Origin of the sequence: Shewanella pneumatophori, assembly GCF_023283895.1 — a bacterium.
Lineage (GTDB): Bacteria > Pseudomonadota > Gammaproteobacteria > Enterobacterales > Shewanellaceae > Shewanella > Shewanella pneumatophori.
Map to the genome: position 1 here is coordinate 311,357 of NZ_JAKILB010000003.1, position 12,684 is coordinate 324,040.

11 protein-coding genes are annotated in these 12,684 nt (G+C 43.5%); 5 read left to right on the plus strand and 6 right to left on the minus strand.

Translation table 11 applies throughout. The annotated features are described in order from the left end of the window. Positions 1 to 27 precede the first annotated feature (27 nt). Complete coding sequence (locus L2740_RS06710) at positions 28 to 2,214, plus strand: TonB-dependent receptor domain-containing protein (RefSeq protein WP_248949320.1); 2,187 nt, start codon at positions 28 to 30, stop codon at positions 2,212 to 2,214. Positions 2,215 to 2,955: 741 nt separating this feature from the next. Here L2740_RS06710 and L2740_RS06715 read toward each other — a convergent pair. The 6 genes from L2740_RS06715 to L2740_RS06740 all read right to left on the minus strand — a co-directional run bounded on the left by L2740_RS06715 (position 2,956) and on the right by L2740_RS06740 (position 8,409). Further along, positions 2,956 to 3,165, minus strand: a complete 210-nt coding sequence (locus L2740_RS06715) for a hypothetical protein (protein WP_248949321.1) — start codon at positions 3,163 to 3,165, stop codon at positions 2,956 to 2,958. Continuing rightward, positions 3,162 to 3,572 (minus strand): hypothetical protein, encoded by a 411-nt coding sequence (locus L2740_RS06720; RefSeq protein ID WP_248949322.1) that lies wholly within the window; start codon positions 3,570 to 3,572, stop codon positions 3,162 to 3,164. The genes L2740_RS06715 and L2740_RS06720 overlap by 4 nt, the downstream gene beginning before the upstream one ends. A 564-nt stretch (positions 3,573 to 4,136) precedes the next feature. Next, positions 4,137 to 5,291: a M20 aminoacylase family protein gene (locus L2740_RS06725; RefSeq protein ID WP_248949323.1), complete on the minus strand. Its 1,155-nt coding sequence runs from the start codon at positions 5,289 to 5,291 to the stop codon at positions 4,137 to 4,139. 81 nt (positions 5,292 to 5,372) lie between these two features. After that, positions 5,373 to 6,359 carry a DMT family transporter gene (locus tag L2740_RS06730; RefSeq protein ID WP_248949324.1) on the minus strand — a complete coding sequence of 329 codons (987 nt, stop codon included), beginning with the start codon at positions 6,357 to 6,359 and terminating at the stop codon, positions 5,373 to 5,375. Between the two features lie 40 nt (positions 6,360 to 6,399). Then, positions 6,400 to 7,179 carry a maleate cis-trans isomerase family protein gene (locus tag L2740_RS06735; RefSeq protein WP_248949325.1) on the minus strand — a complete coding sequence of 260 codons (780 nt, stop codon included), beginning with the start codon at positions 7,177 to 7,179 and terminating at the stop codon, positions 6,400 to 6,402. Between the two features lie 63 nt (positions 7,180 to 7,242). Then, positions 7,243 to 8,409, minus strand: coding sequence for a M24 family metallopeptidase (locus tag L2740_RS06740; RefSeq protein WP_248949326.1), 1,167 nt, complete (start codon positions 8,407 to 8,409; stop codon positions 7,243 to 7,245). 339 nt (positions 8,410 to 8,748) lie between these two features. Between L2740_RS06740 and L2740_RS06745 the strand changes: the two genes are divergently transcribed. The 4 genes from L2740_RS06745 (at position 8,749) to L2740_RS06760 (ending at position 12,459) form a co-directional block, all read left to right on the plus strand. Next, positions 8,749 to 9,429 (plus strand): helix-turn-helix transcriptional regulator, encoded by a 681-nt coding sequence (locus L2740_RS06745; protein ID WP_248949327.1) that lies wholly within the window; start codon positions 8,749 to 8,751, stop codon positions 9,427 to 9,429. Between the two features lie 19 nt (positions 9,430 to 9,448). Further along, the gene (locus L2740_RS06750; RefSeq protein ID WP_248470395.1) at positions 9,449 to 9,832 is read left to right on the plus strand and encodes a RidA family protein; all 384 of its coding nucleotides are present in this window, start codon (positions 9,449 to 9,451) and stop codon (positions 9,830 to 9,832) included. Between the two features lie 82 nt (positions 9,833 to 9,914). Continuing rightward, positions 9,915 to 11,093: a diaminopropionate ammonia-lyase gene (locus L2740_RS06755; protein WP_248949328.1), complete on the plus strand. Its 1,179-nt coding sequence runs from the start codon at positions 9,915 to 9,917 to the stop codon at positions 11,091 to 11,093. 415 nt (positions 11,094 to 11,508) lie between these two features. Further along, a complete protein-coding gene (locus L2740_RS06760; RefSeq protein WP_248949329.1) occupies positions 11,509 to 12,459 on the plus strand; it encodes a YeiH family protein in 951 nt (316 codons plus the stop codon). Positions 12,460 to 12,684 lie beyond the last annotated feature (225 nt).

The following is a 12,684-nucleotide window of genomic DNA, read 5'->3' on the forward strand; positions in this document are numbered from 1 at the left end:
TTTGAAGTTGAATAAAAAAGGATGTTTATGAATAAGCTCGCAAGTTTCTGTCTTATCCTGAGCGTAGTACCTTATAGCTATGCCGAGACAGTTGAAGCTAAACCCAAAAATAAAAACGAAAATGATCCCGAAGTCATCGTTGTTATTGGCACTAAATTAGATATGCAACAGCAAACGTTAGAAGTGCCAAGATCAATGACTGTGATCACCGATAAATATATTGAAGATACCCAAGCTCAAGAATTAACAGATGTTATTAAGCAAACACCCAGTATTAGTGTTTCTAATAATGATCGACCATTAATGGGGGAAATTCTTATTCGAGGCTTTGGTAATGAAAGAGTTAACTTGATTGTAGATGGTGTCAATTATCAGCAATATAGCGATGGCAGCAGCACTAGCACTTATGTTAGCCCACTCGATTTAGACCCGAGTATCGTAAAAGCCGTTGAAATTACTCGTGGTGCAGATGGTGTTACCCAAGGAAGTGGCGCCATTGGTGGTCAGATACGCGTTGTCTCAAAAGGAGGCTGGGATTATGGTGGTGTCGGTTCTGGTGTATTAGTACGAGGCGGATATGCTGATGCTAAAAATGCCCATCATTATGGTGTCACCGCATTTCACTCAAATGACGACCTTGCCCTCGCCTTACATGTTAACAAACGTCACTTTGGCAATATAGAGATCAATAAAAAAGATGGGGATGGTTCAGATAGAGGCCAAACTGCCGAAATTAAAAATAATGGTGATACAGAAGATTTTCGCCTTAAGGCCAATTTAGACACAGACTACGGTCGGTTTGACAGTAACACTTTCTATACCGAATCCACAATTGGAGACCTCCCCTTTCGTAACCAATCTCGCTGGGATACTCATCCAATAAGTGAACAGGAAACAGCGAAAAGATTCAGCCAAACATTTAGCCATCAATTCGATCCAAGCTCAGATTTTATCAACTTAAATAGCCGCTTTTACTATCAGCAATACAAAAAAGAGCGTCTTCAATCTGGTGATATTATTTTTCCTAACAAAACCTATAGTTTCGATAATATTGAAAACTTTACAGATGAAACCTACGGTCTATCACTTGAAAATAGCATAGTTAATGACTGGCAGAATGTGACGTCTGAATCCATTATTTTTGCAAGCTGGGAGCAGCAGAAATTTGAGGATGACAATCACGATAATCTAGCGCAAAAAGACTCTCAGTTATATGGTAAAAGTCGAGGTGATACTTTTGCTGGCGGTGTGTTAAATAACAGTCATTGGCAAACGTGGTTAAGTACTGAAGCAGGTGTCCGCTATGATCATTATCGTCGTAGCTCAGATAACTACAGTGAGTATGGCAACAATGAAGATGGCGAGTTTTCACTAAATGCTGGAGTAACACTAAGACCAACGCAGTGGTTGCGATTATATGCTCGTTATAACCAAGGTTTTAGAGGTCCGAATATCCGCGAGTTATATAAGTCTGATAACTGGGCTTGCCATCGTCCAACTAAAAACTGCTACTTAGAACCTCAACCTGATTTAAAAGCTGAACGCAGTGAAAATGTTGAGATTGGCTTAGGTCTCATCTTTGAGGATATGACTTGGGGAGATAAGTTTGTTTTTAAGCTCAATGGATTCGATACAGAAGTAAAAGACTTCATCGACAGCGCCCCTTTCATGTATAAGCTAGTTGATAACAAAAAGGTCTTCGCGACTCCAGAGCAAGCAACTCACAGAGATTACTCAAGTAAAAACATCAGTAAACTTTACTCTAAAGGTATTGAAGCTGAGTTAAGTTACCAGATTGCTAAGTTTGATCTATTTGCCAACTACAGCCGTGTCAGAATGGACGTACAGGGAGTACCTAACTTCTATTTAGGTACTATTTCAGATGAAACAGAGCCTTACGATCGTGCTCCACAAGATAAGATTAATCTAGGCTTTAGCTGGCAAGTTCTTGAAGAGCTGCGCGTGTCTGGAGTATCAAGCTATGCAATGGACATGGATAGATTACCAGAATGGCAACTAGAGCGAGAAATGAACGTAGAAGGATATCAGCTACACAACTTATATCTAACCTATAACCCTCTCTATCTAGATGATCTGGATATCCGTTTCGGTATAGAAAACCTAACTGATGAGACCTACTCAGTTTGGCCCGATGATGACGGCGCAACATTACCGGGAAGAAACTACAAAGTTTCGCTGAACTACCAGTTCTAACTCAAAAACCTGACAGGGCAGTTATTTTTTATAGCGGCCCTTTATTTCGTCTCACCTTATTATTCCAAGCCATTAAAGACCAAGTCACCAAACACAATTCAACAGCCACCAGCGAAAACAAATTCACTATCAGCACAAAAGAGGCGATGCCCTTGGCTACTGGGTGCGGTAAGAGTCAACTTAAGTTAATGGAGTAAGGCTCCAGTTCTAGGCCAAATGGTGGAACCTTGAAGCTACCTTTGAGTGCAAACTCAAATCAACTTTCAGTGGTTCCAATGGCCTGCGGCCAGCGCATGTGCAGATACTTCCTAGGCTCGCTTTTTCTCTTCATAATAGAACTGGCCCTGACCGCTCAACGAAAACAAACAACATCCCTATTTAAAGGCCAGTTCGGCATCCCTGCCTCTCGCTCGAGAGCTTGATAACTCCGTTATCTCTCACCATGTTTTCGAAAGCCTAAGCCGTATCTGCACCTAGTCAGAAAAGCATAATCATTTCACCCATTGAGTTCTCAATAGAAATGCGAGACTGACGTACATACTGAAGCAACAGAAAACACCAAATTCCCCATCGAAGTTGCCGAAGTACGCAGATAAAAATGCCGTAGAGCCATCATGGATGATGGTTCAGGCTCGGGAGGACATGGATGTCCCATATGAGCAGTTATAAAATACAATTCAAATAGTCTCTTACTAAGAGACTATAACTGGCACCTTGCAAAAGATGGAAACCTTTAGGTGCCTATTTTCTTTTTATGCCCATAGAGGGGAATTTACGCTGAAGAATTTGAATAGCTTCATTTTCAATATCAGCCATCTTGGTACCTTGAGGAAATTGTAGAGTAGGATTGGCTTCTAATAACTTGTCTAAAATTAATTGTGTACGTGCCACCTGAAAGTGCAACTCAACAATTTCATTTGCCACATCGACGTCACCGATTTTGATACTCATTTTGAAAACCCTATACCTGTCGTTCTTTTGTACAAACCAAGCTCCTTATTTGATCGTTCCAGACTATTCTCTAGAGCGTCAAGCTTGGCTTCAGAGCTAACTTTATACAATTGTAACTCTTCATTTTTCGTTTTTTCTTTTTCAAGTTGCTTCTCAAGAAGTACTATCCTTTCTTTTCTGATATTAGTAACTTCTGTTCGTACAGCTTCCTGTCCTACAACCTGACTAATTTTCGAATTCATGTCCCACATGGCACTAATAATACCGCCAAATACCATACTCAAGAAAATTGAAACAACTAGAATTAATAGGTCTTTAAACTTTCTATCAATATGAGTACTAACATTCGTACTTAAAGAGCCTCCATCACTGCTAGATGGAGGAGTAATCGTAATTCTTTCAGACACTGTTAGGCACCATTATCAATCTGCTTCTTGATTCCTAATAATACCTAAACAATCAAAATTAAACGAGCCATAATCATGCAGCTATATGTTTATAACTATTAAAATAATTGCTTAGTTTATTGGTATTCACTCTCTCACAGAAAACACCAAATTCCCCATCGAAGTTGCCGAAGTACGTTGGAAACTTTTTATAAACCAGAGTCACGTGAACCCGACAGGGATGTCGGGTTAGCTTTCGCGGGGCAGGATGCCCCATCGGAAGCGTTAGCGATTTATCCATAAGTATGAGGATCAACAACTTCGTTAGGGGCGTCATGGTGGATGCAAGGAGGATAAGGACGAGCAGTCCTCCTTGCCCGGGTGTGGGATGGAATCCCACGACTTTGGTCAGGCGCAGCCTGATAGAATTATCAAACGAAGTTTGATTGCTTTAAACGTTAGACGAAGTCTAACTCCCACCTTGCGAGCGCTTGACGCAAAAACCAAGCAACAAAAAAGGCTATGAACCTAAGCTCATAGCCTTAATCTAAACCCTGCTATATATAGCAAATAGTTTATAACGAACTATTTAGCCAAACACTGTTCAACAAGCGTCTGCCAGTATCTCAAACCAGATACCAAGATATTGTCGTTGAAGTCGTAAGTTGGTTTGTGTAGCGCCACGCTACCACAACCACAGCCAGCGCCGTTACCCACTAGGATGTAGCAACCTGGCGCTTCACGTAGCATGAACGAGAAGTCTTCACTGATAGTGAATGGCTGACAGCTGCCGTTAACTTTATCTTCGCCAACCACTGTCTCTGCTGCGCGAACAGCATATGCTGTTTCAGCTGGAGTGTTGATAGTTGATAAGAAGCTGTTGTTGAACTTGTAAGTGTAGTCAACGCCTGCTGACATACACTGACCAGCAACTACACGCTCAATTGCTTTCTCAATCTTGTTTAACGCAATATCAGTAAAGCTACGAGTATCACCTGTGATAGTCACTTTAGTTGGGATAACGTTAACAGTGCCGTTAGTGGCGAACTCAGTTACCGAGATAACCGCAGTTTCGTCAATTGCGCTTAGGTTACGCGAAACGATAGTTTGAATTGCAGTGACGATTTGCGCGCCAACAACGATAGGGTCTGTGCCCATATGTGGCATTGCCGCGTGGCCGCCAGTTGCTAGCACTTCAATTTCAAAGCTGCTTTCGCTTGCCATTACTGAGTGTGGGCGAGTCACGAAGTGACCTGCTTCAATACCCGGTAGGTTGTGCATCGCGTACACGCCGTCGATTTTCCAGCGAGTGAATAGGCCGTCAGCGATCATCGCTTTAGCGCCAGTACCACGCTCTTCATCTGGTTGGAAGATGAAGTAAACCGTACCGTCGAAGTTCTTAGTTTGTGCCAGCTCATGTGCAGCAGCAAGTAGCATTGCCGTGTGACCGTCGTGACCACAAGCGTGCATTGCGCCTTCGTTTACTGATGCGTAATCGAAAGTGTTCTCTTCATGAATATGCAGGGCGTCCATGTCGGCACGTAGACCAATTGAACGATCGCTATCACCACATTTTAAGATACCAACAACACCAGTGCCGCCGATACCTGTGTGCACTTCAATGCCAAACTCTTCTAGTTTAGCTGCTACAAATGCTGCGGTTTCATGTTCTTCGGTACCAAACTCTGGGTGCTGGTGAATGTGATGACGCCACTCAATAACTTTCTGTTCGATATTCATATGCTTTTCTCTTATAACAACAAACCGGTGACTAGGTCACCGGTGATAAAAATTGATTTAATTTGCTAACTGAATACTCAGTTATTGGCTACGACATGGCTTTGGTGCGATTGGCAGCTCTGCTTCAACCTCTTCCACTTTTGCCTTGTTCTTGTTACCAAGCTTCATGAAGGCAACCATCGAAGCAATAACCACAGCGATTGCAATCAAGCGCATTGGTGTTACCTGCTCACCTAGAGCAAATACCGCTAGGATGAATGAAGATAGCGGCATTAGGTTTAGCGCCATACCGGTACCGTCAACACCTACACGCTCCATACCGTAGATGTAAACTAGGTAGCTCATACCAGAGATACATACACCTAAGATAACGATACAAAGAATACGTAGTGGAGAGCTAAATACGTTCAATGCAGAGCTAAAGTCAGCGCCAACAACCAGCAGGTACAGACCAAAACCTAGCGAAGCGAACACGAACTGGTGGAACATAGTCGCAACTGAACCGTATTTGTCAGCTAGTTTTGCACGAGCGTAAGCCATAGTTGCAAAGCTTGCTGCTGAGCCTAAACAGATCAGGTGACCAATGTTGAAACCATTAGTTTCAGACTGTGGATCCATAACTAGAATCGCCACACCGATGAATGCACCTAGCGCACATAGCATCTGCATTGGAGTGAAACGCTCGCCGTGACGTAGGAAACCAACACTCAAGATAAGGATTGGGATCAAACCTTGGATAACACCGTTTTCAGAAGCGGTAATGTAGTCCAAAGATAGGAAAGACAAGAAACTGAACGCACCTTGACCGATAATACCGCAACATGCAGCCCAGAAGATGTCCTTACGGTTTGCCCAGTTAAGCTTGAAATCAGCTTTCTTAGTCATCTTGCCAGATGCAAGACCAATATTGAAAATCAAACCTAGTGTTATAAATGCAACAGTATAACGTAACCATACTAGAACCTGAGGATCCATCACCTCAAGAATTGGCGTACCAACGATCCATGGGATACCCCAAAGTAGACCAACGAAAATAGCAGCCATCCAACCTTTTTGTGTATTAGTCATTATAATTTTTCCAACAATATTTTTATCGGTAGTCAACAGCTTAAGCTGTTTGATTATTTAGTAGCTTGCCGTAGCCTGGACACATAGCAACGTTGCCTGTCAGGTGCATTGCATGCCAGAACATGGCTGAGTTACTGCACACAACTGGAATACCAAATTTGGCTTCAATCTCTTCGATGTAATCAAGTACACGTAAGTTAGTGCATGACATAAATACTAATTCTGCGTCAGAATCTTTTAGCATCTGCTCTAGCGCTTCGAACATAGATTCTTTAGCCACTAGGGTGATGTCTGTATCGCGTTCGATACCTAATGAACCTAGAGTCACTACATCAAAGTCAGCATCAGTTAGCTGCTGGTATAGCGGGTAGTTAACGCTAGTTGGGTATGGAGAGAACACCGCGATTTTCTTGGCGTTAAGGTGTTTGAAAGAGGCTTTCGCTGCTGTCCAAGGGTTGGTAGCAGGAATATCGCCACGGTTTTGAGTCAATAGACCAGCAACTTTTTGTTCGCCGATAATGATTGAAGCTGATGTGCAGCCAAATGCCATCACATCCATAGGTAAACCAGTTGCAATCAAATCAGATGCTTCAACGATGCCGTTAGCGATTTTATCAAGTGCTTCAGGGGTCATTTCGCTTGAGTAGTACACGCGTGAGCTAAATACGCCAGCTTGTGTACCTAATAACTTAGCCCAATCCATTTCAAGGCTGTGGTCTGTGCTTAACTGCACTAAACCAATATGAACACGGTTAATTCTTGGAGCCTGCTTATGTTCTAGCGGCTGTTCAAACGATGTAAAAGCTTCAAAACTCATCATAGTGAGATTCTCTTCAGTAATGGTTTCTCCAGTCCCCTCCAGAGAAACCAATGGCTATTAAAATTATTTGATGATCAATAGTTCTGGTTCAGCGCGTTGGCTTAACCACTCTGCGCCGTTTTCAGTGATCACGATGTTTTCTTCGTGAACCATTGACTTACCTGGTGCGTAAACCATGCCTGGCTCTAGTGTCATTACCATGCCTGGCACAAGTAATGTGTTGTCAGTAGCAGTGTTAGATGGACGCTCAGTTAGCTCCATACCTAGGCCGTGACCTAGACGACCTACGTCGTTACCTAGTGCACCGTTAGCTTCTAGTACTTTCCACATTGCGTTGTAGATGTCAGAAGTGGTGTTACCTGGGCGAGCAGCTTCAAAACCAGCAGTTGTTGCTTCGTAAGTTGCGCGGTAAGCCGCTTTAGTTTGCTCACTTGCGTGGCCGAATGCCCAGTTACGGTCGAAGTCTGAGAAGTAACCGTCACGTACAGCACCGGTGTCGATAATTAGTACGTCGCCGTCTTCAATCACGCGGTCAGTAGGACCCATGATGATGCTGTCGTAACCGTCTTGGCCTGAACCTGCGATGATGTATGGACATTCATCAGCGCCTTCCATCAGCATATCGATACCGAACTGCTTACAGATTTCACGCTCAGTCATACCCGCTTTTGCGTAACCAGGGATCTTGTCGAAGCCCACGTTAGTGATACGACAGATTTCGCGAACCTTGTCGATTTCAGCGACTGACTTAACTTGGCGCAACTCGTGGATAGCAAGAGATACGTCAACGAATTCTTTGCTTACTAAAGTAGTTAACTGTAAGTAGTTAGCTACTGGCATACGTAGGTGAGACTCAATACCTAGCGTTGCACCTACACGGCCAAAGCGTGAAGGTAGGCTGTTAAGTACGCTAGCTACGATGCTAATACCGTCGTCATCTGGACGTGGTGAAGCCCAAGTGTGGATATCTTCAACCCAAGTACCTGCCATGCCGCTAGCACCGATTTCAGGGATAACTGCGATTGGCTTGCCTTCTGCAGGAAGGATTAGGAACCATGGACGAGTCGGGCTGTGCCAGAACTGGGTGTGAAAGCCTGAAAAGTAACGTACGTTAGGCTCGGTAGTTAACAGAATCGCGTCTACTTCTAGCTCACGCATCTTCTGCTGTGCTTTAGTCGCACGCATTTCAAATTCAGCTGTTGTAAATCCACGCTGTAATATGCTTTTCATTTTTATCTCCACATCCACACAACTGGCCTATTTGCCAAAAGGTCACTAAAGTGACCGGAAAACTGTTTTAGTCAACTATCGTTAACTTGGTGCGCATCATACTGTTTGCTGGATTTAAAAATGTGACGCATATCTCATAGTCAAAATCTGTTAACTCAGGATATGCTGTTAAACAAAAAAATCATGACCAAAGTCAAATATTTTAAACCATAGTTAAATTTAACTTGCTTAAAACCGCAAAAAAACGTTCCATAGTTACATAAAGTTGATTCAAGGGTTGAATTGTTAACTCAAAAAGTTGACAATAACGGCATCTATAGTTCACAAAAGTAATCTGAAATGATCAAAGCGGCAGAACAGGCATTTAAAACGGAATTTACACCTAGAGATCGTGAGTTACTGCAAAGCTATTTCCATTTAGCTGAAAGCATGGCCGATTTAATAGGTCCTCACTGTGAAGTCGTGATCCACTCATTAGAGAGCTTTGAACAGTCAGTAGTAAAAATCGTTAACGGCCACCATACCGGCCGTAAAGTGGGATCGCCGATAACCGACTTAGGCTTAAAGATGCTACGCCAGTACGAACAAACCGGTGAGCTAACACCTAAGAGTTATTTCAGTAATAACAAAGGTGGCGAGATGTTGAAGTCGAGCACCTGCATATTACAAGGCGAGAAAGGCAGACCAATTGGCATGTTTTGCGTAAACATGAATTTGTCTTACCCGTTCCCAGAGATCATCAAGACACTGATGCCAGATACAACCCAGCATCAAAGTTTTGATATGACAGAAAACTTCAGCTCATCGGCTGGAGATGTGGTTGAGCAAGCGCTAACCCACGCGATTGCAGAAGTTGAGGCTGATGACAGCGTTAACCTGAAAGGTCGCAATAAAGCTATTACTAAGGTGTTGTTTGATAACGGCATCTTTGAATTAAAAGAAGCAACTAACATAGTTGCTAACCATTTAAGCATTACCAAACATGCGGTGTATAAGTACATCCGTGAATTTAAATCCTAATTATCGAGATAACAACGCTATGAAAACTGTAATCCATACTGAAAATGCTCCAGCTGCAATTGGTCCATACTCTCAAGCTCTTGCTTTCGACAAGTTAGTATTCACCTCTGGCCAGCTACCGCTAGATCCAGTAACTATGGCTTTCGTTGAAGGCGGCGTTAAAGAGCAAGCTTACCAATCTCTAAAGAACCTTAAAGCAGTTCTAGAACAAGCTGGCGCAGGTACTGACACTGTACTTAAGACAACTTGTTTCCTAGCTGATATGGAAGACTTCGCAGTATTTAACGAAGTTTACACTGAAGTTTTCGGCACTGACGCAGCTCCAGCTCGTTCATGTGTTCAAGCTGCTCGTCTACCAAAAGACGCGCTAGTTGAAGTTGAAGCAATCGCCTTCATCAAGTAATACCTGTTTTAAAAAGCCTACTGTCCACTTACCTTTAGTGAGTGGACAACTGCCCTCTTGTTCATAATTTATAGTGGTTATCATGCTAAAGCTGACTCAAAATGATTTCTTTAACGGCGAGACTTCTGACCTTTTCACAGCTCAAGTTGCTGAAAAAACTCGTCAATTCCACCAGCAGATCGAAGCTTACCAACCTACTCCGCTGATCTCTTTAGAGCAGTTAGCGGCGCGCCTTGGTGTTAAAGCAATTCTGGTGAAAGACGAATCGTACCGTTTCGGCCTAAATGCTTTTAAAGTATTAGGTGGTTCATACGCTTTAGGTAAGCAACTTGCTGAACACCTAAGTGTTGATATCAGCGAAATTGATATGAAAACTGTAGCAGACAAGCTAAGCGAACCTTTGGTTTTCGCTACTGCAACTGCTGGTAACCACGGAACAGGTGTGGCTTGGGCTGCACGTGAAATGGGCCAAAAAGCTGTAGTTTACATGCCAAAAGGTTCATCACAAGCAAGCGTAACTCGCATTCAAAACCTAGGTGCTGAGTGTATCGTTACTGATTGCAACTACGACGACACAGTGCGTATCGCTAACCAAACAGCGACTGAAAACGGCTGGATGCTAGTGCAAGATACAGCATGGGAAGGCTACGATAAGATCCCTACTTGGATCTCTCAAGGCTACATGACTATGGCTGTTGAAGCGCAAGAGCAAGTTGAAGCTATGGGTCTAAAACCGACTCACCTTATGCTTCAAGCTGGTGTTGGCGCTATGGCTGGCGGGATCTTGGGTTACTTCGCTGACAAAGTTGGCGCAAACAACTTCAAGACCATTATCGCTGAGCCTGCAAAAGCAGATTGTATCTACAACTCTGGTATTAAAGGCGAAATGGTTGCAGTAACTGGCGAGCTAAACTCTATCATGGCAGGTCTTGCATGTGGCGAGCCAAACCCAGTAACTTGGCCTATCCTAAAGCAGTGCAGCAGCTTCTTCGCTTCAGTTGAAGATGAAGTTACTGCAACGGGTATGCGCGTTCTTGGTAATCCACTAGCGGGCGATACTAAGGTTGTTAGCGGTGAGTCAGGTGCACTAACTCTTGGCCTACTATACATGCTAGCCAGCCGTGAAGATTACAGCGAATACCGCACTCAACTTGGTCTAGACCAAGATGCAGTAATCATGCTGTTCAGCACTGAAGGTGACACTAACCCAGACCGTTACCGTCAAATCGTTTGGGAAGGCATGCACAGCACTGCTAAATAAGTCTTAGACTTAGTCTCGATCTAAAAAGCCGCTTCTTAGCGGCTTTTTTGTTTTTAAAAGAAGGGACGGACTTCGTCCTGATAGGTCCTAGGGCGGTGCTACGCACCTGCGAGGACGCCAACAAGTTGGCTATTAGGAAAAAACAAAAACACTTCAAAAACAGAACGTTGCACTTTTTGCCTTTTACTTTTCCGTAAGCACAGTGTTCCGTCAGTGACGCAGTCACGTTCCCTAGGCCGCAGGCCGTCCGTCTTGGCTTTAAAAAAAGGACCTAAGTCCTTTCTTTGCCCTACCCTATAACTTCCTTAATATTCAATTTTACTTACGCTAACTGTCAGCACTATTTAATTTATTAAATAGTGCTGCAAGACTATAATTAAATGCCCAACTATAACCTTGTTAATAGCACCCACTGATGACCACTGACACAAGCAATAAAACCCCTAATAAAATCCACTTAGCGCTGTTTATTTTAATCGGCACTGCATGCTTGTTGCCTATGGTGTCATCTCCTGTAGCGCTTATTTTAGGGTTCACGCTTGCCAGCATTGGCTGGGCACCAGATCAAGTTCACCTTGGCGCACTGACCAAAAAACTGCTCGCTTACTCTATTGTCGGCTTAGGCTTTGGTATCCAGCTAGAAACCGCACTCAGTATTAGTATTGCCAACCTGCCGTTAATTTTAGGCTCTATTATCTTGACCCTAGTATTAGGTTTCGGCCTCACTAAGTTACTTAAACTGGATGCCAAAATCGGTCATTTAGTTGCATCAGGCACAGCAATTTGTGGTGGCAGCGCCATTGCAGCCGTATCGCCAGCGATTAGAGCCAATAGCGAACAAACCGCAATTGCATTGGCCACAGTATTTATTCTTAACTCGATTGCGCTATTTATATTCCCGGCCATTGGCCATGCGCTTTCAATGAGCCAACATGACTTTGGCGTATGGAGTGCAATTGCCATTCACGATACCTCATCTGTTGTTGGCGCAGCCTCAGCTTACGGCAGTGAAGCGCTAACGACTGCCACCACAGTTAAGTTGGCACGAGCGCTGTGGATTATTCCTATCGCATTTATCAGCGCCATGCTATTTAAAGGCGATAAAAACAAAATGGCGATACCTTACTTTATCGGTTTTTACTGTTTGGCGATTGCAGTGGCGCACTTTATGCCTGCTGGAGAGGTCGTTTACGGGGCGATTTTTGAGGTCTCTAAGCGTGTATTAGTTGTGTGCTTATTTTTAATTGGTGCTGGCATTACCATTCAAAAAATGAAATCAACTGGTCCTAAGCCGCTCATTCTAGGGGTGCTGTTATGGTTGGCAATTGGTAGCAGCTCGCTGGCGTATATTCTGGTCGTCCATTAGCCGAGTGGCTATGGCGGTTCAACAATCTAACCAAGATATAGCAGACTAAAAGCAGCGCATTAACGGCGCTGCTTTTTGCTTATATGACGCCAAATAAGTAACGAGAGTAAACAACTAAACGCGCCTAAATCGATAAGTGCTCGCGTTAAGCCGCTTGTTAGCAAAGAGGCGACAATTAGCACTGCGCAGCACAATAATATTAGCCAGTTATTCAATGTAATCTCC

Bases quoted from the DNA above. Each gene is read 5' to 3' on its own strand.
- L2740_RS06710 (WP_248949320.1), top strand. From the start codon at position 28: ATGAATAAGCTCGCAAGTTTCTGTCTTATCCTGAGCGTAGTACCTTAT.
- L2740_RS06715 (WP_248949321.1), bottom strand. From the start codon at position 3,165: ATGAGTATCAAAATCGGTGACGTCGATGTGGCAAATGAAATTGTTGAG.
- L2740_RS06725 (WP_248949323.1), bottom strand. From the start codon at position 5,291: ATGAATATCGAACAGAAAGTTATTGAGTGGCGTCATCACATTCACCAG.
- L2740_RS06730 (WP_248949324.1), bottom strand. From the start codon at position 6,359: ATGACTAATACACAAAAAGGTTGGATGGCTGCTATTTTCGTTGGTCTA.
- L2740_RS06735 (WP_248949325.1), bottom strand. From the start codon at position 7,179: ATGATGAGTTTTGAAGCTTTTACATCGTTTGAACAGCCGCTAGAACAT.
- L2740_RS06740 (WP_248949326.1), bottom strand. From the start codon at position 8,409: ATGAAAAGCATATTACAGCGTGGATTTACAACAGCTGAATTTGAAATG.
- L2740_RS06745 (WP_248949327.1), top strand. From the start codon at position 8,749: ATGATCAAAGCGGCAGAACAGGCATTTAAAACGGAATTTACACCTAGA.
- L2740_RS06750 (WP_248470395.1), top strand. From the start codon at position 9,449: ATGAAAACTGTAATCCATACTGAAAATGCTCCAGCTGCAATTGGTCCA.
- L2740_RS06755 (WP_248949328.1), top strand. From the start codon at position 9,915: ATGCTAAAGCTGACTCAAAATGATTTCTTTAACGGCGAGACTTCTGAC.
- L2740_RS06760 (WP_248949329.1), top strand. From the start codon at position 11,509: ATGACCACTGACACAAGCAATAAAACCCCTAATAAAATCCACTTAGCG.